At 70.0% G+C, this 22,559-nt stretch carries 26 protein-coding genes; 12 read left to right on the top strand and 14 right to left on the bottom strand.

Annotated features, from left to right (window positions below; translation table 11 throughout):
* Positions 1-29: 29 nt before the first annotated feature.
* The 4 genes from ADK41_RS29355 to ADK41_RS29340 form a co-directional block, all read right to left on the bottom strand.
* Positions 30-464, bottom strand: a complete 435-nt coding sequence (locus ADK41_RS29355) for an SsgA family sporulation/cell division regulator (RefSeq protein ID WP_030820186.1) — start codon at positions 462-464, stop codon at positions 30-32.
* A 98-nt stretch (positions 465-562) separates the two neighbouring features.
* The gene (locus ADK41_RS29350) at positions 563-1,393 is read right to left on the bottom strand and encodes an IclR family transcriptional regulator (protein WP_051842968.1); all 831 of its coding nucleotides are present in this window, start codon (positions 1,391-1,393) and stop codon (positions 563-565) included.
* 194 nt (positions 1,394-1,587) lie between these two features.
* Positions 1,588-1,800, bottom strand: a complete 213-nt coding sequence (locus ADK41_RS29345) for a DUF5326 family protein (protein ID WP_030820182.1) — start codon at positions 1,798-1,800, stop codon at positions 1,588-1,590.
* Between the two features lie 149 nt (positions 1,801-1,949).
* Positions 1,950-2,267: a cupin domain-containing protein gene (locus tag ADK41_RS29340; protein WP_030820180.1), complete on the bottom strand. Its 318-nt coding sequence runs from the start codon at positions 2,265-2,267 to the stop codon at positions 1,950-1,952.
* Positions 2,268-2,327: 60 nt separating this feature from the next.
* Between ADK41_RS29340 and ADK41_RS29335 the strand changes: the two genes are divergently transcribed.
* The 5 genes from ADK41_RS29335 to ADK41_RS29315 all read left to right on the top strand — a co-directional run bounded on the left by ADK41_RS29335 (position 2,328) and on the right by ADK41_RS29315 (position 6,057).
* The gene (locus ADK41_RS29335) at positions 2,328-2,705 is read left to right on the top strand and encodes a phage holin family protein (protein WP_030820178.1); all 378 of its coding nucleotides are present in this window, start codon (positions 2,328-2,330) and stop codon (positions 2,703-2,705) included.
* A 5-nt stretch (positions 2,706-2,710) separates the two neighbouring features.
* Positions 2,711-3,202: a low molecular weight protein-tyrosine-phosphatase gene (locus ADK41_RS29330; RefSeq protein WP_030820175.1), complete on the top strand. Its 492-nt coding sequence runs from the start codon at positions 2,711-2,713 to the stop codon at positions 3,200-3,202.
* A complete protein-coding gene (locus ADK41_RS29325; protein WP_030820173.1) occupies positions 3,199-4,368 on the top strand; it encodes a cystathionine gamma-lyase in 1,170 nt (389 codons plus the stop codon). The genes ADK41_RS29330 and ADK41_RS29325 overlap by 4 nt, the downstream gene beginning before the upstream one ends.
* 216 nt (positions 4,369-4,584) lie before the next feature.
* Positions 4,585-5,490, top strand: coding sequence for a LysR family transcriptional regulator (locus tag ADK41_RS29320; protein WP_030820171.1), 906 nt, complete (start codon positions 4,585-4,587; stop codon positions 5,488-5,490).
* An 87-nt stretch (positions 5,491-5,577) separates the two neighbouring features.
* Positions 5,578-6,057, top strand: coding sequence for an NUDIX domain-containing protein (locus ADK41_RS29315; RefSeq protein ID WP_030820169.1), 480 nt, complete (start codon positions 5,578-5,580; stop codon positions 6,055-6,057).
* A gap of 10 nt (positions 6,058-6,067) precedes the next feature.
* Here ADK41_RS29315 and ADK41_RS29310 read toward each other — a convergent pair whose 3' ends face one another.
* Complete coding sequence (locus ADK41_RS29310) at positions 6,068-6,697, bottom strand: HAD family hydrolase (protein WP_030820167.1); 630 nt, start codon at positions 6,695-6,697, stop codon at positions 6,068-6,070.
* A 198-nt stretch (positions 6,698-6,895) separates the two neighbouring features.
* Here ADK41_RS29310 and ADK41_RS29305 point away from each other — a divergent pair, with 198 nt between their 5' ends.
* The gene (locus tag ADK41_RS29305) at positions 6,896-7,762 is read left to right on the top strand and encodes a GNAT family N-acetyltransferase (RefSeq protein ID WP_030820165.1); all 867 of its coding nucleotides are present in this window, start codon (positions 6,896-6,898) and stop codon (positions 7,760-7,762) included.
* Between the two features lie 70 nt (positions 7,763-7,832).
* Here ADK41_RS29305 and ADK41_RS29300 read toward each other — a convergent pair whose 3' ends face one another.
* Together ADK41_RS29300 and ADK41_RS29295 are read right to left on the bottom strand one after the other, a co-directional pair.
* The gene (locus ADK41_RS29300; protein WP_030820163.1) at positions 7,833-8,255 is read right to left on the bottom strand and encodes a GlcG/HbpS family heme-binding protein; all 423 of its coding nucleotides are present in this window, start codon (positions 8,253-8,255) and stop codon (positions 7,833-7,835) included.
* Between the two features lie 72 nt (positions 8,256-8,327).
* Positions 8,328-9,536, bottom strand: coding sequence for an MFS transporter (locus tag ADK41_RS29295; RefSeq protein ID WP_030820161.1), 1,209 nt, complete (start codon positions 9,534-9,536; stop codon positions 8,328-8,330).
* 141 nt (positions 9,537-9,677) lie between these two features.
* On the opposite strand from ADK41_RS29295, the gene ADK41_RS29290 reads away from it, so the two are divergent.
* Together ADK41_RS29290 and ADK41_RS29285 are read left to right on the top strand one after the other, a co-directional pair.
* Positions 9,678-10,142 (top strand): MarR family winged helix-turn-helix transcriptional regulator, encoded by a 465-nt coding sequence (locus ADK41_RS29290; protein ID WP_030820159.1) that lies wholly within the window; start codon positions 9,678-9,680, stop codon positions 10,140-10,142.
* 9 nt (positions 10,143-10,151) lie between these two features.
* Complete coding sequence (locus tag ADK41_RS29285; protein ID WP_030820157.1) at positions 10,152-10,604, top strand: GNAT family N-acetyltransferase; 453 nt, start codon at positions 10,152-10,154, stop codon at positions 10,602-10,604.
* Positions 10,605-10,668: 64 nt separating this feature from the next.
* Here the strand turns inward: ADK41_RS29285 and ADK41_RS29280 are convergent, their stop codons facing one another.
* Together ADK41_RS29280 and dnaB are read right to left on the bottom strand one after the other, a co-directional pair.
* A complete protein-coding gene (locus tag ADK41_RS29280; RefSeq protein WP_030820155.1) occupies positions 10,669-12,057 on the bottom strand; it encodes a serine hydrolase domain-containing protein in 1,389 nt (462 codons plus the stop codon).
* 23 nt (positions 12,058-12,080) lie between these two features.
* Positions 12,081-13,559, bottom strand: a complete 1,479-nt coding sequence (gene dnaB, locus ADK41_RS29275; protein ID WP_030820153.1) for a replicative DNA helicase — start codon at positions 13,557-13,559, stop codon at positions 12,081-12,083.
* A 460-nt stretch (positions 13,560-14,019) separates the two neighbouring features.
* Between dnaB and ADK41_RS29270 the strand changes: the two genes are divergently transcribed.
* Entirely contained in the window at positions 14,020-15,357 is a 1,338-nt protein-coding gene (locus tag ADK41_RS29270) for an MATE family efflux transporter (protein ID WP_030820150.1), read from the top strand.
* 82 nt (positions 15,358-15,439) lie between these two features.
* On the opposite strand, the gene rplI is transcribed toward ADK41_RS29270, so the two are convergent.
* The 4 genes from rplI to rpsF all read right to left on the bottom strand — a co-directional run bounded on the left by rplI (position 15,440) and on the right by rpsF (position 17,136).
* On the bottom strand, positions 15,440-15,886 hold the full coding sequence (gene rplI / locus ADK41_RS29265) for a 50S ribosomal protein L9 (RefSeq protein WP_030820148.1): 447 nt from the start codon (positions 15,884-15,886) through the stop codon (positions 15,440-15,442).
* 18 nt (positions 15,887-15,904) lie between these two features.
* Positions 15,905-16,141 carry a 30S ribosomal protein S18 gene (gene rpsR / locus ADK41_RS29260; RefSeq protein ID WP_003949403.1) on the bottom strand — a complete coding sequence of 79 codons (237 nt, stop codon included), beginning with the start codon at positions 16,139-16,141 and terminating at the stop codon, positions 15,905-15,907.
* A gap of 43 nt (positions 16,142-16,184) precedes the next feature.
* Positions 16,185-16,769, bottom strand: coding sequence for a single-stranded DNA-binding protein (locus tag ADK41_RS29255; RefSeq protein ID WP_030820147.1), 585 nt, complete (start codon positions 16,767-16,769; stop codon positions 16,185-16,187).
* 76 nt (positions 16,770-16,845) lie between these two features.
* Positions 16,846-17,136 carry a 30S ribosomal protein S6 gene (rpsF, locus tag ADK41_RS29250; protein WP_004929252.1) on the bottom strand — a complete coding sequence of 97 codons (291 nt, stop codon included), beginning with the start codon at positions 17,134-17,136 and terminating at the stop codon, positions 16,846-16,848.
* Positions 17,137-17,453: 317 nt separating this feature from the next.
* Between rpsF and ADK41_RS29245 the strand changes: the two genes are divergently transcribed.
* From ADK41_RS29245 to ADK41_RS29235, 3 genes are all read left to right on the top strand, one after another.
* The gene (locus ADK41_RS29245) at positions 17,454-17,768 is read left to right on the top strand and encodes a hypothetical protein (protein ID WP_030820146.1); all 315 of its coding nucleotides are present in this window, start codon (positions 17,454-17,456) and stop codon (positions 17,766-17,768) included.
* A gap of 166 nt (positions 17,769-17,934) precedes the next feature.
* On the top strand, positions 17,935-19,056 hold the full coding sequence (femX, locus tag ADK41_RS29240; RefSeq protein ID WP_030820144.1) for a peptidoglycan bridge formation glycyltransferase FemX: 1,122 nt from the start codon (positions 17,935-17,937) through the stop codon (positions 19,054-19,056).
* Positions 19,057-19,138: 82 nt separating this feature from the next.
* The gene (locus ADK41_RS29235) at positions 19,139-20,170 is read left to right on the top strand and encodes an alanine racemase (protein WP_030820142.1); all 1,032 of its coding nucleotides are present in this window, start codon (positions 19,139-19,141) and stop codon (positions 20,168-20,170) included.
* Positions 20,171-20,250: 80 nt separating this feature from the next.
* Here ADK41_RS29235 and ADK41_RS29230 read toward each other — a convergent pair whose 3' ends face one another.
* Positions 20,251-21,759 (bottom strand): glycosyltransferase family 87 protein, encoded by a 1,509-nt coding sequence (locus tag ADK41_RS29230; RefSeq protein WP_030820141.1) that lies wholly within the window; start codon positions 21,757-21,759, stop codon positions 20,251-20,253.
* Positions 21,760-22,559: the final 800 nt, after the last annotated feature.

The raw sequence follows: 22,559 nt of genomic DNA, 5'->3' as shown, positions 1-22,559 counted from the left end.
CCACCGGCCCGCCCGACCGGCGTAACGCTTCAGCCGGCGCTCTGCTCCGCCAGGATCCGGTCCAGCGCGTCGTCGAGATGGGCGTCGAAGTCGGCAAGCGCCCCCTCCTGGCCCAGCGGCACCAGTTTGTCGGTACGGTCGAGGAAGGCCACGAGCGGTGCGGTCGACGAACGGAACAGCGCCTGATCACTGCCGACCTGGAGCCGGATCAGCACCTCGCCCAGCACGTCGGGATCCACCGGCGAGACGCGTACGTCGCCCTCCCCGCACGGCCGGCCGACGCCGTCGATCAGCAGCTCCCGGCCGAACGCCCAGGTCACGGGAGCGTCCCCCGGCAAGTGGAAGGTCAGCCGCACGGCGTAGGGATCACAGGTGTCGTAGCGGAGCTCCACCGGGATGCGGAAGGACAGCTCCTCCGACACGAGAAAGCTCATCATGACCTCTGCCTGTACGGATTCGCGCATCGCCTACCCCGTCATTCGCCACGGACTGGCCGGGCATGGACCCTGACACCAGAGGGAATCTTGCTGAAAGTACACAGCAGATCACAAGGAGTGAGTTTTCAGATACTGATAGACAGCGCGAGCGACCCGACGAGACGCCCCATCTCGGCCTGCAGTCGCTGTGCCGCGGGGACGAGCCGGTCGGCCTGGTGTGCGGGCAGTGAGATGGCCACCGACGCGGCCGTACCGCCGACGGTGAGGGGGACCGCCGCGCACACCGTTCCCAGGGCGTACTCCTGCCGCTCCGTCACCGGGTCCATCCGTCGCGTCCGCTCCAGGCGCCTCAGCAGGCCGTGGGCGTCGCGCACGGTGTACGGCGTGACGGACCGCACGGGATGGCGGTCGAGGTGGTCGCGGCGGGCCTCCTCGTCGAGCTGGGAGAGCAGGCACTGCCCGATCGCGTGGGCGTGTCCGGTCTCCCGGAAGTCGGCCCACTCCTCGACCGCGGGATGGGCGGGGGCGTCGGAGACGCAGACGACGTCGATCTCGCCCTCGCGGTACACGGCGTAGTACACGGGGGCGCCGATCGCGTCCCGCCAGCGGGCGAGGGTGTCGGCCACCGTGCTGCGACGTTTCTGCTCCGCTCCGCTGCTGCTCAGCCGCTCCGCCGCCTCCCCCAGGAAGAACAGCCCCTTGTCGCGGCGCAGATAGCCCTCGTGCACCAGGGTGCGCAGCAGGTGGTACGTGGTGGGGAGCGCGAGTCCGGTCTCCCGGGCCAGTTGCTTGGCGGGAGCTCCGTGGTGGTGCCCGGCGACACTCTCCAGCAGGCGCATGGCCCGCTGGACGGAGCCGATGAGGGTCGCGGTGGGCGGCGGTGCGGCGGGCGCCGGCGAGCGGGGCTGCGGAGGGACCGCGGTCAGCTGCGCGGAGCCGGTGCCAGTCGTGGCCAAGGGTCACTCCCGAAACGCGAGGGGGCAGCCCGTGCGGGGAACACGGGTGGGGGGTCGCCGCTCACGGGGATCGTCCCCGCGTCGAGTTCCGGACTCTAACGGGCTGTCACCGCACGCAGGCGGCCCGCCGGGGAAACTTCCCCCGCCCGAGGGAACCGGTGATTCCTGTTACCGCTTCACCGGTCCCCCTCGGCTCACCAGTCGCTGCGCGACGAGGAACTCGACATGAACTTCCTCACGACGTAGATCAGTCCGCCGACCAGCGCCACGAAGACCAGCACCTTGAAGAGCAGTCCGATCACGAAGCCGACCACGCTCGCTATCAGCCCGCCGAACACGACCAGGGCGATGACCGGCACCGCGATCCACTTCACCCACCACGGCAGTCCCGCGAAGATCTCTCGCATCGCTCTCGTCCTTACCTCTCCGCCCGCCGGGTGCCGGGTCGCGTCGATGATGTCCCGCACTCGATGCTAGGGCTGCGGGTGCTCCGGCGGGGGCCTCGGACCCCTTGCCCTCCCCTGACCGTTCCCCTAGGGAACCCCGACCGCGCCCCTCAGCTCTCGGGGGGAGAGAACACCACCAGAACCCGCAGGTCCTCGCTGATGTGGTGGAACTTGTGGGCCACCCCGGCCGGTACGTACACGACGCTGCCGCGTGCCACCTGGGTGGTCTCCATGCCGACGGTGATCGCCGCGCGGCCGCTGACGACGAAGTAGACCTCGTCCTGACCGTGCGGCTGCTGCGGGTCCTGGGCGCCGGCGTCCAGGGCGTAGAGGCCCACCGACATGTTCCGTTCGCGCAGGAACTGCAGGTACGCCCCGTCGTTGGCGGCGCGCTCCGCCTCCAGTTCGTCCAGCCGGAATGCCTTCATCGCCTTGTCCCGCCCCTGCCTCGCTGCCCGCGTCCGATCGTGTCTGCCACGATCAGACACATGATGAATTTCCTAGTCAAGACGATCGCCAACGCGGGCGCCCTGGCGGTAGCGGTGTGGCTGCTCGACGACATCACCCTGACCGGTGACAGCACGGGCAAGGAGATCGGCACACTACTTCTGGTCGCGTTGCTCTTCGGATTGGTGAACTCCCTGGTCAAACCGGTGGTGCAGCTGCTGAGTCTCCCCCTGCTCATTCTGACGCTGGGGCTGTTCACCCTGGTGGTGAACGCGCTGATGCTGATGCTCACCTCCTGGCTCGCCGACCAGCTCGACCTGAGCTTCCACGTGGAGGGCTTCTGGACGGCCGTACTGGGCGGCCTGATCATCTCCCTCGTCTCCTGGGCGCTCAGCGTCGTCCTGCCCGACGAGGACTGAGCACGATGACCTACCGCGTCTGCTTCGTCTGCACCGGCAACATCTGCCGCTCCCCGATGGCCGAGTCCGTCTTCCGCGCACGGGTGGCGGAGGCCGGCCTCGACGACCGGGTCGAGGTGGACAGCGCCGGCACGGACGGCTGGCACGAGGGCGAGGGCGCCGATCCCCGCACGGTGACCGTGCTGCGGGAGAACGGCTACGGCACCGGCCACACGGCCCGGCAGTTCGACCCGTCCTGGTACGCCCGCCTCGATCTCGTCATCGCGCTCGATTCCGGCCACCTCAGGGCGCTGCGCCGCCTCGCGCCCACGGAGCGGGACGCCGACAAGGTGCGTCTGCTGCGCTCCTACGATCCCGCCGCCGGTGACGATCCCGACGTGCCGGACCCCTACTACGGGGGTGCGGACGGATTCGACGCGTGTCTTGAGATGGTGGAGGCGGCGAGCACCGGACTGCTCGCCGCAGTACGCGAGCAGGTGGAAGGACGAGCGGCATGAACGATTCGACGACGGGCGCGGGCCACGGGCCGGCGCTGCCGGACGGGGCGGGCGACGGCACCCGCGCGGTGCGGGCCGGACTGCCCGAGCCGGTCAAGCACGAGCCGACCCTGCCCGGACCGGTGTTCGCCGCCCACTTCCACCTGCCGGGCGACCCCACCGGCCCGTACACCTACGGCCGGGACGAGAACCCGACCTGGACGCTGCTGGAACGGGCCATCGGCGAACTGGAGTCGCCCGGCCGGGACGACGTCGAAGCCCTGGTGTTCGCCTCGGGCATGGCCGCGATCTCCGCGGTGCTCTTCTCCCAGCTGCGCGCCGGGGACGCGGTCGTCCTGCCGAGCGACGGTTACCAGGCCCTGCCCCTGGTGCGGGACCAGCTGGAGACGTACGGCATCGAGGTGCGGACCGCGCCGACGGGCGGCGGCGCCCAGCTCGACGTCCTCGACGGCGCGAAGCTGCTGTGGATCGAGACGCCCTCGAATCCGGGGCTCGACGTGTGCGACGTACGACGGCTGGCCGAGGCGGCACACGCGCGCGGCGCCCTGGTCGCCGTCGACAACACCCTCGCGACGCCCCTCGGCCAGCGTCCGCTGGAACTCGGCGCCGACTTCGCGGTGGCCAGCGGCACCAAGCAGCTCACCGGACACGGCGACGTGCTCCTGGGGTACGTCACCGGCCGGAACGCCGAGGCCATGGCCGCCGTCCGCCGCTGGCGCAAGATCGTCGGCGCCATTCCGGGGCCCATGGAGGCCTGGCTCGCGCACCGCTCGATCGCCACGCTCCACCTGCGCGTCGACCGGCAGAACGCCACCGCGCTGACGCTCGCCCGGGCGTTGCGTGAGCGGCCCGACGTCACGGGGCTGCGTTATCCGGGGCTGCCCGACGACCCCTCGCACGAGATCGCCTCGCGGCAGATGCGGCGCTACGGGTGCGTGGTGTCCTTCACGCTGCCCACGCGCGAGCGCGCGAACCGTTTCCTCGACGCGTTGCGGCTCGTGGACGACGCGACGAGCTTCGGCGGCGTACGGTCCACGGCGGAGCGGCGCGGACGCTGGGGCGGGGACGCGGTGCCGGAGGGCTTCATCCGCTTCTCCGTGGGCGCCGAGGACCCGGAGGACCTGGTCGCGGACGTCCTGCGCGCCCTGGACGAATCAGCCGGCTGACCGGCCGGTCCGGCAGGCGCCCGGCACACTGCGGCGGACGGTCCGAGCCTCCCCCCTCGTGGCTCGGACCGTCCTCGGTTCCACGCGCGAAGAACCGCGTGACCAAGGCTAGTTGACTCAGTGTCAGTGTCCAATCACAGTAGCGACAGCGACCTATCGACTTATTTATGGTTGGACATCCGGACCCGGGACGGGACCGGCGAGGGAGGATGTGGCGTGGATCTGGCCTTGCTGCGGACCTTCGTGACCGTGCACCGGGCCGGTTCCTTCACCCGTGCCGCCGCCTTGCTCGGCCTCTCCCAGCCGGCCGTCACCTCGCAGATACGGACGCTGGAACGGCAGCTGGGGCGGCCCCTGTTCCTTCGGCAGCCGCGCGGTGTGACACCGACGACCATCGGGGACGAGCTCGCCCACAAGGCGGCGCCGCATCTCGACGCCCTGGTGGAGATAGCCGAGTCCGGGCTGGAGGAGGACTCCTCCTTACGGACGCTGCATCTGGCCGGCCCTCCGGAGTTCACCGCCGAACGGGCACTGCCCGCGCTCACGGAGCTGACCGGCGGGGACGGTCAGGGCTTCGCCCTGCGCGCCTCCTTCGGCACCGCCGAGGAAGTCCTGGAGGGACTGGCCGCCGGGCATCATGATCTGGCCATCAGCACGGTCCGGCCCCGCGGCGCCCTGCTCTCGGCGACTGCGCTCTGCGACGAGGAGCACGTCCTGGTCGCCGCCCCGCGCTGGGCCGAGCGCATCGACTCCGGCACGTTCCGCCGCACGGGTCCGTCGGTCCTGGAACACATCCCGGTGGTCGAGGTGCACGAGTCGCTGCCCTTCGTCGCCCGCTACTGGGCCTCCGTCTTCGACTACCGCCCCGTCGCCCCGGGCACCGTCGTCGTCCCGGATCTACGCGCGGTGCTGGCCTGCGCCGCCGCGGGAGCGGGACTGGCGGTACTGCCCCGCTACCTCTGTACGGGCGCGCTCGAGCGGGGCGACGTGGTGGCCCTGCACGAACCGACGGTGCCTCCGCTGCGCACGTACTTCCTGGTGGTCCGCACCGGCACACTGGCGATGCCGCACATCGCGCGGGCCCACGAATGGCTGGAGCGGGCGGCCACCGGTTGGTGCTGACCGCCGGGGCGGCGTCCCCACAGCGGGAAGCCGGCCGCTGTCCTCCCGCGATGTTTCACGTGGAACCAGCCGGGCCACATTTCCTCCATGACCGTCCGACCCGTGGTCAAGCGCACCGCCCGAGCCGTTCTGCTGGACGGCGAGAACCTGATTCTGATCAAGCGCACCAAACCCGGCGTGGATCCCTACTGGGTCACCCCCGGCGGCGGGGTCGAGCCGGGGGACTCGACCGTCGTCGACGCCCTGCACCGCGAGGTGTACGAGGAGCTCGGCGCGAAGATCACCGATGTGGTGCCCTGTTTCGTCGACACCGTGGAGCACATCGGCGAGGACGGCGCCACCGGCGTGAAGGTGCAGCACTTCTTCGCGTGCCGCCTGGAGTCCATGGACCCGTCCCTGCGCCACGGCCCGGAGGTCGACGAACCCATCGGCGAGTACGAGATCGTCCGCGTGCCGTTCACCCGCGTCGGGATCGCCTCCGTCCACTTGGTGCCGCTGTCGCTGCGGCACTACCTGGACGGCAACATCGAGGGCGTACGCGCCATGCACGCCCCCGACCTGGGGTGACGCCCGACTCTCACACGGCCCGTACCAGTTCGTAGGCTTCCCAGGGGTCCCGCCCCGTGGAGGAGTGGGTCGCGAGGCCGGTCAGATGGCGGTCCGCGTTGACCGCGACGGAGACCGGCACCACGCCGAACAGGTCCTTGTCCGACATCGAGTCGCCGTAGGCGACGCAGTCCGCGCGGGTCACCCCGAACTCCGCGCACAGGCGGTCGGCGATCCGGACCTTGGCCGCCGCGCTGAGGACGCCGGCCGGGTCAACGGGCTCCGTGAACGGCACGGCGGGAAAGCGGGAGCCGTACGCCGCGTGCGCACCCCAGTCGGTGAGCCGCTCCACGGAGAAGGACGGGGACAGTGAGACGACGGCGCAGCAGTCACCGTTCCGCGTGAGCTCTGCCCAGACCTCGCGGATACGGGCCGGCCACGGAGCCGCTTCGAACGCTGCCGCCACATGTGCCTCCGTGAGGCCCGCCCAGAGCGTGTGCACCTGTATGGCGTACCCGGGTGGCCCGATGAGGCCACAGGAGATCGCCCGGTCGAGAGCCACCGTCTCGGTTTCCAGTCCCAGCTGCCGCGAGATCTCCACGGGAGCCGAGCTGCCATGGAGCAGAGTGCCGTCGAGATCGAAGAGGTGAAGCCTCGCCATGAGCGAGGAGGTCAACGGGCCCTGTCCCCTCGTCTCCCGGCGGAAGGAAAGGAATCGACCACGCACCGTTCTCATATGTTTCACGTGAAACGTCCCGTGCCCGTGTTCTCCGCCCATGACCACGGCATGACCGAAAGCTCGCGCGAGTCTCCTGAAACGGGTGGACGCCGAAGCCCCCTGTCGGACAGCCTGACCTGCGTGTCGACACCTTCCCTTGCCTCTCTGCCCATCCGCCGTCTGACGCTCCGCGACCTCACCGCCTGCGCCGACTTGTCCGAGGACCGGGGGTGGCCCCGGGAGGAGCACAAGTGGGGACTCCTCCTCACGTCCGGGAAGGGGTACGGCATCGACGACCCCGACGGTGGTCTGGTGGCCGCCTGCGTCGTCACCGAGTACGGACCGCGGGAACAGCCCGCTCTCGCGGCCGTCGGCATGGTCCTGGTCGCCGAACGGCATGCCCGCCGGGGCGTGGGCCGCCGGTTGATGCGCCACATCGTCGAGGCTTCGGGCACCACACCGCTCACTCTGCACGCGACCCCGTCCGGCCGGCCGCTCTACGAGGAGCTCGGTTTCAAGGTCACCGGCCGGGCCGAGATGCTGCGCGGTCACTTCGTCCCCACGGATGGTCGGCCGGAGGTCGCCACCCGCGCCGCGACCGCGGAGGACCTTCCGGCGATCCTCCGGCTCGACGAGGAGGCGTTCGGGACGGACCGCACGCACATCGTCACCCGGCTGCCCGCCTTCGCCGACCAGTTGCGCGTCGCCGAGGAGGACAGACGACTCATCGGCTACGCGGCCGCCTGGCCCAACATGGACACCCATGTCGTGGGTCCGCTGATCGCCCGGGACACCGCGACGGCCGAGGCACTTCTCGCATCCCTCGCCGCCCACACCGACCGGCCCTTGCGCACCGACATCGACGTGCGGCACGAGGAGCTGCTGGGTTGGGCGAAGGAACACGGCCTGGCGCCTGTGATGAGCAGCGCCGTCATGACGTACGGGACCACGGAGCTGCCCGGGGACTGGAGCCGGCGGTTCGCCCCGGTGACGGTCGCGGCGGCCTGACACCCGGGAACGCGGCGACGCCGACCCCGGAACGCGGGGCCGGCGTCGTCGCGTCCGGTGAAGGCCGTCATCAGGCGAGGGCCGCCACGGCGGCCGCCGCGAAGCCGTGGTCCTGCTCCGGGGCGCCACCGCCGACACCGATCGCGCCGATCAGCCGGCCGTCGCGCCGGACCGGCACGCCCCCGGCGATGAACAGCAGCGGCCGGTCGAGTGCGGTGGGCAGCGTGTGGAGAGGGCCTCCGGGCTGCACGGCGTCCACGAGGTCGGCGGTGGGCGCGTTGAGCTGGAGCGCGGTGTACGCCTTGCGGGTGCTGGTCTCACCGGAGATCAGCACGGCGCGGTCGTCCCGGCGGAAGGCGAGCAGGTGCCCGCCCGCATCGAGGACGGTGACGCTGACCGTGGCACCGGCCGCTTCCGCGGTCCGGCGTGCCACGTCGACCAGGGCCTCGGCGTCCGCGGTGGTGAGCGGGGCGGCGACGGTGGTGGTGCTCATGAGGGGGTTCTCCTTGCGTGAGGGGGATGTCCGTCGGCGCGGGACCGGTCGCGCGCCTGCCGGTCCTGTGGATCAGTGGGTGACGGCGGTCCGCCGATCGATGGGCGCCGGGCCGGCGGCCGGGGTGCCGGGCACGGTGTCGCGGCGCTCGAGAGCGGCCGAGACGAACGCCAGCGCCAGGGCGCTCGCGGCGAGAACGGCACCGACCCAGTTGGGTGCGGTGTAGCCGAGGCCGGCCCCGATCACGAGGCCACCGAGCCATGCGGACAGCGCGTTGCCGAGGTTGAAGGCGCCGATGTTCAGGGCCGAGGCCAGGGTGGGGGCCCCGTGCGCCTGGTCGAGGACCCGCTTCTGCAGGGGCGGCACCGTGGCGAATCCCAGGGCGCCGATGAGGGCGATGGTGACGCCGGCGGCGATCTTGTTGTGCGCGGTCAGGGTGAAGAGCGCGAGGACGACGGCGAGGGCGCCCAGCGAGAGGTACAGCATGGGCATCAGGGCGCGGTCCGCGTACCTGCCGCCGATGAGGTTGCCGACGACCATGCCGAGGCCGAAGAGGACCAGCAGCCAGGTCACGGAACCGTCGGCGAACCCGGCGACGTGCGTCATCATCGGCGCGATGTAGGTGATGGCCGCGAAGACACCGCCGAATCCGAGGACGGTCATCGCCATGGCGAGCAGGACCTGGACGTTCTTCAGGGCGGCCAGTTCGTGACGCAGCCGCACGCCCTCGGCCTTGGGCATGTCGGGGACGAGCCGGGCGATGCCAGCCAGTCCGACCACGCCGAGGGCGGCGACGACGGCGAAGGTGACCCGCCAGCCGAGGGACTGGCCGACGAGCGTGCCCAGCGGAACACCGACGACATTGGCGACGGTCAGTCCGGTGAACATCAGGGCGATGGCTCCGGCCTTCCTGTCCGGGGCGACCAGGTCGGCCGCGACCACCGAGCCGATGCCGAAGAAGGCGCCGTGGGCCAGCGAGGCGATCACCCGCCCGGTCAGCATGAGGCCGAAGGAGGGGGCCAGGGCGGACAGCAGGTTCCCCGCGATGAACAGCCCCATCAGCAGCATCAGCATCCGCTTGCGGGAGATCCTGGTGCCGAGCACGGTCATCAGCGGGGCGCCGAACACGACGCCCAGCGCGTAGCCGGTCACCAGGTAGCCGGCGGTGGGGATGGAGACACCGAAGTCGTCCGCGACCTCGGGCAGCAAGCCCATGATCACGAACTCCGTGGTTCCGATTCCGAAGGCCCCGATCGCGAGGGCCAGAAGCGCGAGAGGCATGGGGGACAGACCTTCCCGGAAGATTGCAGGAGCGCTTTACGCGTCACGACAATAGTTGCAGACGCTGGTTAGTTGCAAACGCCGTATATTGCGGTCCTGCTCTACCCTGGAGTCAGCAGCTCCTGGACGGAGGAAACGCCCATGACAGCCACGGATCCCGCGCTCACCGCCCTCGCTCAGGGCTGGTGCGCCCTCTCCCTGCTGCACGGGAGGATCGAGGCCCACATCGAGCGCGCCCTTCAGGCCCGGCACGATCTGAGCGTGCGGGAGTACTCCCTGCTCGACGTACTGAGCCGGCAGCACGACGGCGACGGGGGCCACCTGCAGATGAAGCAGGTCGCCGACGCGGTCGTGCTCAGCCAGAGCGCCACCACGCGCCTGGTCACCCGCCTCGAGGACCGCGGGCTGCTGGAGCGCTACCTGTGCCCCACCGACCGCCGGGGCATCTACACCAACGTCACCGAAACGGGTCTCAAGCTGCTGGCCGAGGCACGGCCGACCAACGACACGGCCCTGCGCGAGGCCCTCGACAAGGCGGCGGAGAACCCCGAGCTCGCTCCCCTGGTCCGGGCCGTGGAAACGCTGAAGGCGCCGGTGCCCGCGTAGGGTGCCGGCATGGAAGATCTGGAGATACGGGCCGCGGTCGCCGACGACGTTCCCGCGATCGTCGGCATGCTCGCGGACGACCCCCTGGGCGCGCTGCGCGAGTCGCCGGACGACCTCGGTCCCTACCTGACCGCCCTGGAGCGGCTCAGCGCCGACCCGAACCAGCACCTGGTCGTCGCGGTCCGCGAAGGCCGCGTCGTCGGCACGCTCCAGCTCACGGTCGTTCCCGGGCTCTCCCGCCGCGGCGCCACCCGGTCGATCATCGAAGCGGTCCGCGTCCACACGGACGAGCGCGGCAGTGGCCTGGGGAGCCGGCTCGTCGAGTGGGCGATCGGCACCTCCCGCCGCGAGGGCTGCCACCTGGTCCAGCTGACCTCCGACAACACCCGGACCGATGCCCACCGCTTCTACGAACGGCTCGGCTTCACGGCCTCCCACGTGGGCTTCAAGCTGCCGCTGTGACGAAGTGCCGGGGGCCTGTTCCCCGTGGAACAGGACCCGCCCCCCACTCCCCGGCCTCCGGAAGCTAGCCGATGCCCCGCCATCCCTCCGGATCCACTCCGCCCGGTACGGGAGCCCTCTCGTCGTACGGCAGGCGCGTGAACACGAACGAGCCCAGGTCGAGATGGCTCAGCGACCCGTCGGGCCGCCGTACGGGCTTCAGGCGCTCTCCGGCGTAGTAACCCTCCAGGCCCACCCAGGTGCCGTCCTCCGTCGGACGGAAACGCGAGCGCCGCCCGTTGCCGGACAGCGGCTCCAGCGAAACGAGACCGTCGGCCGAGAGCCGGAGCACGAACGCGGACGTCCCCCAGTACCACTGACCCACCAGATCCAGCGCCGCCGGATCCGCCTCCCGCAACGGCTGCCAGGGAGCCGGGATGCGCGGTTCCGCCTCGGCGACGATCCGGACGAGGTCGGCGGCGACCGTGAAAGGCGCCGGTCCGGACGTGCAGTTGGCCAGGACCACCGCGCTCACGTCGTCCGCCACGCTGATCGTGAGGCAGGCGAGGAAGCCCGGCAGCGAACCCGTGTGCCCGACGAGGGAACGTCCGTGCTGGTGACGGATCTCCATGCCCAGGCAGTACGCATAGCCGCTCGCCACGTCCGCCGCCTCGGCCGGCGCGGCCGGCGTCCTCATCTCCCGCAACGACTCGGGGTCCAGCACTCGTTCGTCGCCCTCGACCAGGAAGGCGGCGAAGCGCGCCAGATCACCCGCGGTGGACCACAGTTGGCCGGCGGGCGCCATCACCCCGAGGTCCTCCAGGGGCTCGGGCAGCATCACATCGGCCCACGGATGCACCGCCCAGCCACCCGCGTGCGGCGCTTCCGCGCGCACGGTCGTGCGCCGCAGGCCCAGGGGGACGAGCACTTCCCTCCGGAGCACCTCCTCCCACGGGGCGCCGCGCAGCTTCTCGACCAGGGCGCCGAGCAACGCGTATCCGGGGTTCGAGTAGTGGAACCGCCGGCCGGCGGGGAGCACCAGGGGCCGCTCGCCCAGCACGTCGGCGAGACCGGGGCGCAGGGAGCCGGGGGTCCGCTCCCACCACGGCCCGGGGGTCTCGGCGGCCAGCCCGCCGCCGTGTGCGAGCAGTTCGGCGACGGTCACCCCGCCCACGCCCGTCCCCGGCAGGTGCTTCTCCAGCGGGTCGGCGAGATCGAGCGCTCCCTCGTCGCGCAGCCGGAGCACCAGAACGGCCGTGAAGGTCTTGGTGATCGAACCGATCCGGTACTGCACCCGCTCGTCCGGAGCATGTCCTTCCACCGATGTACGCGCCCCCGTCCACACGGCCTTTCCGCCCCGTACGACGGCCGCGACGAGCGACGGCGCACGTCCTTCGCTCTGGGCGACGGCGATCCTGTGCAGCAACGCCCGCCGCGTAGCGGGCAGCAGTTCTTCCTGATGAGGTGTCGTCATGCCCTCAGTTCAGCAGGAACGGATCAGGTCTGCGCCATGTCCACGAAGCGTGAGTAGTGACCCTGGAAGGCGACCGTGATCGTGGCCGTCGGACCGTTTCGGTGCTTCGCCACGATCAGGTCCGCCTCGCCCGCACGCGGGGACTCCTTCTCGTAGGCGTCCTCGCGGTGCAGCAGGATGACCATGTCGGCGTCCTGCTCGATGGACCCGGACTCACGCAGGTCGGAGACCATCGGCTTCTTGTCCGTGCGCTGCTCGGGGCCACGGTTGAGCTGGGAGAGCGCGATGACCGGGACCTCCAGCTCCTTGGCGAGCAGCTTGAGGTTACGGGACATGTCCGAGACCTCCTGCTGACGGCTCTCGGCCCGTTTGGAACCGCCGGACTGCATCAGCTGCAGGTAGTCGATGACGACCAGCTTCAGGTCGTTGCGCTGCTTCAGACGACGGCACTTGGCGCGGATCTCCATCATCGACAGGTTCGGGGAGTCGTCGATGTAGAGCGGTGCCGCCGAGACGTCCGGCATCCGGCGGGCCAGGCGGGTCCAGTCCTCGTCGGTCATCGTGCCGGAGCGCATGTGGTGCAGGGCGACCCGGGCCTCGGCGGACAGCAGGCGCATCGCGATCTCGTTGCGCCCCATCTCGAGCGAGAAGATGACGCTCGGCAGGTTGTTCTTGATGGACGCCGCCCGCGCGAAGTCCAGAGCGAGCGTCGACTTGCCCATCGCGGGGCGCGCGGCGATGACGATCATCTGCCCCGGGTGCAGACCGTTGGTGAGCGAGTCGAAGTCGGTGAACCCGGTGGGCACGCCGGTCATCTCGCCGCTGCGCGATCCGATCGCCTCGATCTCGTCGAGCGCGCCCTCCATGATGTCGCCGAGCGGCAGGTAGTCCTCGCTGGTGCGCTGCTCGGTGACCGCGTAGATCTCCGCCTGCGCGCGGTTGACGATCTCGTCCACGTCGTCGTCGGCCGCGTATCCCATCTGCGTGATGCGCGTGCCCGCCTCGACCAGGCGGCGCAGCACGGCGCGCTCGTGCACGATCTCCGCGTAGTAGGCCGCGTTGGCCGCCGTGGGGACCGTCTGGACGAGGGTGTGCAGATACGAGGCCCCGCCGACCTTGTTGATCTCACCGCGCTTGGTCAGCTCCGCGGCGATGGTGATGGGGTCGGCCGGCTCGCCCTTGGCGTAGACGTCGAGGATGGCCGTGTAGACGGTCTCGTGGGCCGGCTTGTAGAAGTCGTGGCCCTTGAGGATCTCGACGACGTCGGCGATGGCGTCCTTGGACAGCAGCATGCCGCCCAGCACGGACTGCTCGGCCTCGAGGTCCTGCGGCGGCACCCTCTCGAACGCGGAGCCTCCGCCGTCCCACGCGTCGTCGTCCCGGCCGCGGTCGTGCTGCTCGCCGCGGCCCCTGCCCCCGTCCGCACGGCGGCGCGAGGCGGGCAGACGATCACTGGGTCCGCTCTCGGCCCACGGGTCGTCCAAGGGCTCGGAAATGCTCACCGAGCCACCTCCTCCCGTCCGCCGGAACGGACCTCGCCGTGCCTCTCTGTTCTACGGCACGGCACTGACAAATAAGAGGCCCAACTCCAGTTGTCACGCGCCGGATTTGTGGCGTTTCTGAAACCGGTGGACGGAGCGAGCGCCGGACCACCGTAGGCCCGTCGGCAGCGTCAGCCAATCTGGTTATCCACAGGGCATGTGGACGACCGGCCCAATGCTGTGGAGAACTCCGCAAAACCTGTGCACGAGCCGGTGGACAGGCCTGTGAACAAGCCCGCACCTTTGACATCAGCAAGGCCGTGACCTGCAATTTCATCGTCCACTGGCTGTGCAGAAGAAAAAGTTGCCCAGTCGGATCAAGATCGCTTCATGCGGTGTACGCACGTCCACACCCAGAGCCACACAGTAAGGGTCTACAAGGCTTTGCATCTCTTACCTGTGGACGATTAGATTAGTGCACATGACACAGGCCCCCGCGCGGCCCGGAGCCGCTCGACGGCGGCATGACCGCGAGATCGTCATGCTGGCAGTCCCCGCCTTCGGCGCCCTCGTCGCCGAGCCGCTCTTCGTCATGGCGGACAGCGCCATCGTCGGCCATCTGGGCACGGCACAACTCGCCGGTCTCGGCATCGCCTCGGCCCTCCTGATGACCGCCGTGAGCGTCTTCGTCTTCCTGGCCTACGCCACCACGGCCGCCGTCGCCCGACGCGTCGGAGCCGGCGACCTCCCGTCGGCCATCCGTCAGGGCATGGACGGAATCTGGCTGGCGCTGCTCCTCGGCGCCACCGTCATGGCCGTCGTCCTGCCCACGGCACCCGCTCTCGTGGAACTTTTCGGCGCCTCCGACACGGCGGCCCCCTACGCAACCGTCTATCTGCGGATCTCCACACTCGGCATACCGGCCATGCTGGTCGTGCTCGCCGCGACCGGTGTCCTCCGCGGACTGCAGAACACCAGGACACCGCTCTACGTCGCCATCGCCGGCTTCGTCGCCAACGGTGTACTCAATGTCGTGCTGGTCTATGGCGCCGGCCTCGGCATCGCGGGCTCCGCCTGGGGCACCGTCATCGCACAGTGCGGCATGGCCGCGGTCTACCTCTTCGTGGTGCTGCGCGGGGCGCGCAGGCACGGGGCGTCACTGCGCCCGGACGCCGCAGGCATCAGGGCCTCCGCCCAGGCGGGCGTTCCCCTGCTGGTCCGGACCCTCTCGCTCCGGGCGATCCTGATGATCGCGACAGCCGTCGCCGCCCGTCTCGGCGACTCCGACATCGCGGCCCACCAGATCATCCTCTCCCTGTGGAGCCTGCTCGCCTTCGCGCTGGATGCCATCGCCATCGCCGGTCAAGCCATCATCGGGCGCTATCTGGGCGCCGGCGACGACCAGGGTGCCCGTGAGGCATGCCGCCGCATGGTCGAGTGGGGGATCGCGGTCGGTGCTGTCCTCGGCGTCCTGGTGGTCCTCGCCCGGCCGGTGTTCCTTCCCCTGTTCACCAGTGACTCCAGGGTCATGGATGCCGCCCTGCCCGCCCTGGTGCTGGTGGCGCTGTCCCAGCCGATCTGCGGCATCGTCTTCGTCCTGGACGGGGTTCTGATGGGCGCGGGCGACGGACCGTACCTGGCCTGGGCGATGCTGCTGACTCTCGCGGTGTTCACTCCCGCCGCCCTGCTGGTTCCCGCACTCGGGGGCGGACTCACCGCGCTGTGGGCCACGATGACCCTCATGATGACCGTGCGGATGCTGACCTTGTGGCTCCGTACCCGCTCCGGCCGCTGGATCGTCACGGGCGCCGCACGCTGACCGTTTCACGTGAAACACAGCGATGGGGGCCGCACCCCGAAGGGTGCGGCCCCCATGCTCACTGCTTCAGCGAGCGCGGCACTCAGCCGGCGACGACCTCGATGTCGACCTTGGCGGCCACCTCGGGGTGCAGACGCACGGACGTCTCGTGAGCGCCCAGCGTCTTGATCGGCGAGCCCAGCTCGATGCGGCGCTTGTCGACCTCGGGACCACCGGCGGCCTTGATCGCCGAAGCGATGTCGGCCGGGGTGACGGAACCGAAGAGACGACCGGCGTCGCCGGAGCGGACGGCCAGGCGGACCTTGACGCCCTCGAGCTGGGCCTTCACCTGGTTGGCCTGCTCGATGGTCTGGATCTCGTGGATCTTGCGAGCGCGACGGATCTGCTCGACGTCCTTCTCGCCGCCCTTGGTCCAGCGGATCGCGAGCTTCCGCGGGACCAGGTAGTTGCGAGCGTAACCGTCCTTGACGTCGACGACGTCGCCCGCGGCGCCGAGGCCGGAGACCTCGTGGGTGAGGATGATCTTCATGAGTTGGTCACCCTTCCCTTATCGCGCGGTGGAGGTGTAGGGCAGCAGCGCCATCTCACGGCTGTTCTTGACGGCCGTGGCGACGTCACGCTGGTGCTGCGTGCAGTTGCCGGTCACGCGGCGGGCACGGATCTTGCCGCGGTCGGAAATGAACTTCCGCAGCATGTTCGTGTCCTTGTAGTCCACGTACGTGACCTTGTCCTTGCAGAATGCGCAGACCTTCTTCTTAGGCTTGCGCACAGGCGGCTTCGCCATGATGTTTCTCCTGTGTGATCAAGAAGTGTGGGTACGGCCCCGTCTAGAAGGGGGGCTCGTCCGAGTAGCCACCGCCGCTGCCGCCGGAGCCACCGCCCCAGCCACCGCCGCCGCCCTGCTGGCCACCGGCGGGAGCGCCGGTCGCCCACGGGTCGTCGGCGGGAGCGCCGCCGCCCTGCTGGCCGCCGCCGGGGCCGCCGCCCCAGCCGCCGCCACCCTGGCCGCCCTGGCCACCGCCGCCGTAACCGCCCTGGCCGCCGCGGCCGGTGGTCTTGGTGACCTTGGCCGTGGCGTTGCGCAGGCTGGCGCCGACTTCCTCGACGTCCAGTTCGTAGACCGTGCGCTTGACACCCTCACGGTCCTCGTAGGACCGCTGCTTCAGCCGGCCCTGCACGATCACGCGCATGCCTCGCTGGAGCGACTCGGCGACGTTCTCCGCCGCCTGACGCCAGACCGAGCAGGTCAGGAACAGGCTCTCGCCGTCCTTCCACTCGTTCGTCTGGCGGTCGAAGGTGCGGGGAGTCGACGCGACGCGGAACTTCGCGACGGCCGCACCGGACGGGGTGAAGCGCAGCTCGGGGTCGTCGACAAGATTGCCGACGACCGTGATGACGGTCTCGCCTGCCATGGGGAACCTCTCGGCGGGTTTGCTGCTGGCTGCTTGGGCTGCTACTCGAGTCCCGGGATCAGCTGAGCGGAAGAGCTCAGTGAGTCTCGGGGCGGAGGACCTTGGTCCGGAGGACCGACTCGTTCAGGTTCATCTGGCGGTCGAGCTCCTTGACGACCGCAGGCTCGGCCTGCAGGTCGATGACCGAGTAGATGCCCTCGGGCTTCTTCTTGATCTCGTACGAGAGACGACGACGGCCCCAGGTGTCGACCTTCTCGACCTTTCCGCCGCCGTCACGGACGACGGAAAGGAAGTTCTCGATCAGCGGGGAGACAGCGCGCTCCTCGGTGTCGGGGTCGAGGATGACCATCACCTCGTAGTGACGCATGTGGAACCCACCTCCTTTGGACTCAGCGGCCACGGTCGTTCCGTGGCAGGAGGGTCGTGATGCGTTGTCGCAACGATGCCTGTCAGTAGAACAGCCGCCACTGACAATCGAGGCCGGGCGGCGATCTCCCAGGCCGGCCGGGACGGACCGTGGCCCTTCCCCGACTCGCCTGGCTCTGTCCGGGCAGACACCGATGCGGACGGTACAGAGTACCCGCACAGCGGCTTCCGGTTGAAATCCGGCCGTGGGGACAGTCAATCTGTACACATCGGGTGTGTACGGCGCTACGATCCGCCGCCTTTCGCAGGAGGTGCCCCATGGCACAGGCATTGCGACCCAACACCGCCGGAGGCCTTTTCGCCACGGACGGCAAACCCCACCCGCTCCAGGACGCCCTGCTGGCGGCGACCCTGGTGCTGGGCATCACGTCCTTCGTCACGGCGATGTTCCACCATCTGCACCTGCTCAGTTCCTGGACCGGCCTGGTGGGGATCCTCACCGGCGCGTACGGCCAGTGGATCTCGGTGACGACCCGCGCGCGCTTCGGCCTCGTCCTGGGCCTCGGTGCCTCGGCGGTCGGGTTCTTCCTGGGCATGGCGCACGGGGGTCTCTTCGGCGGGCTCTTCGACTGACGTCGAGCACCCTCCCTTTCGGACATCGTCGAACGCCCCGGCCGGCGACGGGCCGGGGCGAAGGCCCAGTGCGCCCAACCGGGGCGCCCCCGAGGCGCAGTAGGCTTCGCGCGAGAGCCGGAGCCCCTGAACCCATGGGGACACACCAGCCCGAGGAGCGCCCCGAATGAGCCTGACCCTGAGGACCATCAGCCGAGAGCAGCATCTGGCCTACATCCAGAGCCTGCCGTCGGCGAGTCACATGCAGGTCCCGGCCTGGGCTGATGTCAAGGCGGAATGGCGCTCGGAGAACCTCGGCTGGTTCGACGACCGGACCGGCGAGATGGTCGGAGCCGGGCTCGTCCTCTACCGGCAACTGCCCAAGATCAAGCGTTACCTCGCCTACCTGCCCGAGGGCCCGGTCATCAACTGGTTCGCGCCGAATCTCCAGGAGTGGATCGAGCCGATGCTCGCCCACCTGAAGCAGCAGGGCGCGTTCTCGGTGAAGATGGGCCCGCCGGTGATCATCCGGCGCTGGGAGGCCACGACCATCAAGAGGGGCATCCAGGACCAGGACGTGAAGCGTCTGCGTGACCTGGAGGCCGATTTCATCGAGCCCCGCGCCTTCGAGGTCGCCGACAAGCTGCGCCGCATGGGCTGGCAGCAGGGCGAGGACGGCGGCGCCGGCTTCGGCGACGTCCAGCCCCGCTACGTCTACCAGGTGCCGCTGGCCAACCGCGCCCTGGAAGACGTCCACAAGAACTTCAACCAGCTGTGGCGCCGCAACATCAAGAAGGCGGAGAAGGCCGGCGTCGAGGTCGTCCAGGGCGGCTACGACGATCTGCCCGAGTGGCAGCGGCTGTACGAGATCACGGCCGTGCGCGACCACTTCCGGCCCCGCCCGCTGTCGTACTTCCAGCGCATGTGGACGGCCCTCAACACCGAGGACCCCAACCGCATGCGGCTGTACTTCGCCCGGCACAACGGCGTGAACCTGTCCGCGGCGACGATGCTGATCGTCGGGGGGCACGTCTGGTACTCCTACGGCGCCTCCGACAACATCGGCCGCGAGGTCCGGCCCTCGAACGCGATGCAGTGGCGGATGCTGCGCGACGCCTACGCGCTCGGCGCGACCGTCTACGACCTGCGCGGCATCTCCGACTCGCTGGACGAGACCGACCACCTCTTCGGTCTGATCCAGTTCAAGGTGGGCACCGGCGGCCAGGCCGCCGAGTACCTCGGCGAGTGGGACTTCCCGCTGAACAAGTTGCTCCACAAGGCTCTCGACATCTACATGTCGCGCCGCTGAACCCCGCTTCGCCGCTCCGGCGGCTCCCGTCGTCCCCCACCTCTGACACACCGCAGCCACGAGAAAGGTTCCAGGTCCGGCCATGGCGCTCACGCTCTACGTCGACACCGCGCGCTGGCGGGCGCATCACAAGCACGTGCAGGAGCAGTTCCCGGGACTGGTCCCGGTCTGTAAGGGCAACGGCTATGGCTTCGGCCACGAGCGGCTGGCCGAGGAGGCCACCCGGCTCGGCTCGGACGTCCTCGCGGTCGGCACGACGTACGAGGCCGCCCGGATCAAGGACTGGTTCAGCGGCGACCTGCTGGTGCTGACGCCCTACCGGCGCGGCGAGGAGCCGGTGCCGCTGCCCGACCGGGTCATCCGCTCGGTGTCGTCCGTCGACGGCGTGTACGGACTGGTGGGCGCCCGGGTGGTCATCGAGGTGATGTCCTCGATGAAACGGCACGGCGTCAGCGAGCAGGACCTGCCCCAGCTGCACTCGGCGATAGAGAACGTCCGGCTGGAGGGGTTCGCCATCCACCTGCCGCTGGACCGCACCGACGGCTCGGACGCCGTCGAGGAGGTCATCGGCTGGATGGACCGTCTGCGGGCGGCCCGCCTCCCGCTGCACACGATGTTCGTGAGTCACCTCAAGGCCGACGAGCTCGCCCGGCTGCAGCAGCAGTTCCCGCAGACCCGCTTCCGCGCCCGGATCGGCACCCGGCTCTGGCTGGGGGACCACGAGGCCACCGAGTACCGGGGCGCGGTCCTGGACGTCACACGCGTCGCCAAGGGGGACCGGTTCGGCTACCGGCAGCAGAAGGCCGCCTCCGACGGCTATCTGGTGGTCGTGGCGGGCGGTACGTCGCACGGGGTGGGGCTGGAGGCGCCCAAGGCCCTGCACGGCGTCATGCCGCGCGCCAAGGGCGTCGCCCGCGCCGGCCTCGCCACGGTCAACCGGAACCTCTCGCCGTTCGTCTGGGGCGGCAAGCAGCGCTGGTTCGCCGAGCCGCCGCACATGCAGGTGTCGATCCTGTTCGTGCCCGCGGACGCGCCGGAACCGAAGGTGGGCGAGGAACTGGTGGCTCATCTCCGGCACACCACCACGCAGTTCGACCGGCTCCTCGACCGCTGACAGCGGGAACGGCCGTACACGGTTCTTCCGTGTACGGCCGTTCCCGTGCCCTGAGCGGACGTCACCCCCGGCGCGTTCGCTCAGAGCGAACCCCCGGTGGCTTCCGTCCTGCCCCATTCGACCGGGGTCCCCTCGAAGTGGACCGCGTGCCGCGCGGGGTGAGCCGCGGGACCGAGCACGAACACGTCCTCCGCCCCGTCCAGCACCCCGCCCGAGGGGTCGTCGTCACCGGACCGGCGCACCGGGTCCCGCTCCGGCATCAGGATGTCGCGCAGGACCATGGCGCACAGGTAGAGCGTCCCCAGCAGATGCACTCCGATCGCCCAGTGATAGCCGTCGACGGGCAGTCCCTTGTGGGCGTCCCCGCTGGTCGTGTAGGCGAGGTACATCCAGATGCCCAGGAAGTACGCCACCTCGCAGGCCTGCCAGACGAGGAAGTCCCGCCACTTCGGCCGGGCCAGGGCCGCCAGCGGCACCAGCCACAGGACGTACTGCGGCGAGTAGACCTTGTTGGTGAGGATGAACGCCGCGACGATCAGGAAGGCGAGCTGGGCGAACCGCGGCCGGCGGGGGGCCGTGAGCGCGAGCGCCGCGACACCCACGCAGCACAGCAGCATCAGCACCGTGGCGAGCGTGTTGACCGTGTCGGTGCTCAGCGGGTCGTCCGAGTTCTGCGCCAGGATCAGCCAGAAGGACCCGAAGTCGACGCCCCTCTCCTGGCTGAACGTGTAGAACTTCGACCAGCCGTCGAACGCGAAGAGCATCACGGGCCCGTTCACGACGAGCCAGGCGACGGCCGCACCGCCGAGGGCCGTGCCGTACTCCCGCCACCGTCCCGCGCGCCAGCACAGCACCAGCAGCGGCCCGAGCAGCAGCACGGGATAGAGCTTGGCGGCCGTGGCGAGCCCGAGGAGGACGCCGAAGGCGAGGGAGCGCCCCCGTGACCACATCAGCATCGCGGCGGCCGTCAGGGCGACCGCCAGCAGGTCCCAGTTGATGGTCGCGGTCAGCGCGAAGGCCGGCGCCAGCGCGACCAGCAGACCGTCCCAGGGCCGCCGCGCGTGCGTACGGGTCACGCAGACGACGATGACGGCCGCGCACGCCATGAGCATCCCGGCGTTGACCATCCAGTACCACTGTTCCTGGTCCTGGACACTGCCGCTGCCGGGGGTGAGCCAGGCGGCGACCTCCATGAACAGGCCGGTCAGCACCGGGTACTCGAGGTACTCCATGTCCCCGGGGAGCCTGTCGAAGTACGGCACCAGCCCGTCGGCGAAGCCGCGCCCCTGGTAGAGGTGCGGGATGTCCGAGTAGCACGCATGCGTGTACTGGGAGCCGGCGCCGACGAACCAGGCGCCGTTGTAGCAGGGCGCCTTCTGCACCAGGCCGAGGGCGAACATGCCGATCGCAACGAGCGCGATCACCCGCACCGGGGACCACCAGGAGGTCCCGGTCAGAGCGCGCCGCCCGAGCGGACCGCCGATCAGCTCGCTGCCGGCCGCGGCGACCCGGTCCTCCTCGGTCGGCCGCACCGGCTCCGGCTCGTGGACGCTCGCTCGCGTCGATTCTCCACTGGGCATGCCGAACATCCTGCCGTAAGTCTCCGGGACTCCCCAGGCTCAGGTCCGCAGCCGACGCCGTTCGCGGACGCGTCATCGAGGCCGGTGTCCTGTGGCGCGGCGGAAGACCGTGTCCGTGCCCGTCATCGGCCCATGGCCGCTCGAGCACGGACCGCTCTTCCTCCGCCTCGGCGCCCTCCGCCCGCAACCGCCCTCCCCAGCGCGCGATCCGCACACCGGCCTCCCGGTCGACCGGATCGGAAGCGTTCTCGTCCGGACCGGTCAGCGCCCCGTGCGGACCCGGCGCCCCTGAGGCCGGGACCAAGCCATGAGACGTGCTCCACGCGTTCGTGGGGCATGTGGAGCGCGGAAGGAGACGGAACCGGCAGAACCCTCACCGATCACCAATGCTCACCAGTCCCGTTCGGAGCGAAGAGTCAGCGGTTTCGGATGACTTCATCGCCACCAGGAAGCACACGGCCGGCGACTGCCGCCGCCGGACTTCGTGCCCTGATTCACTACAGGTTGATCCTTTTCTTACAGTAGTTGAGCTGGTCGCTCCCCTCATAGCGGGCGACCTGAACCCCGGCGTCAAAAAATATTGCCCGGGCCCGAGACATACGCGTCCCACGTTTTAGTGACGCCGTTTCCCTCGTCATTCTCACGCCAGGGGAAGTAGTACGTCTCATCGGCGTGCACCACATACAGCCGCGCCCGCACGTGGTGGCCGTCGGCCGGCGTGTCCTTCACCTCCGGTCGCACGAGAGACCCCGCACGCAAGCGACTGCCGCGGCGGCTCACCGGACCGACCAGTCGAAAGCCCCGCGCAT

Source organism: Streptomyces caelestis (assembly GCF_001279005.1).
Classification (GTDB): domain Bacteria; phylum Actinomycetota; class Actinomycetes; order Streptomycetales; family Streptomycetaceae; genus Streptomyces; species Streptomyces heliomycini.
This window is presented reverse-complemented; position numbering and strand designations above follow the sequence as displayed.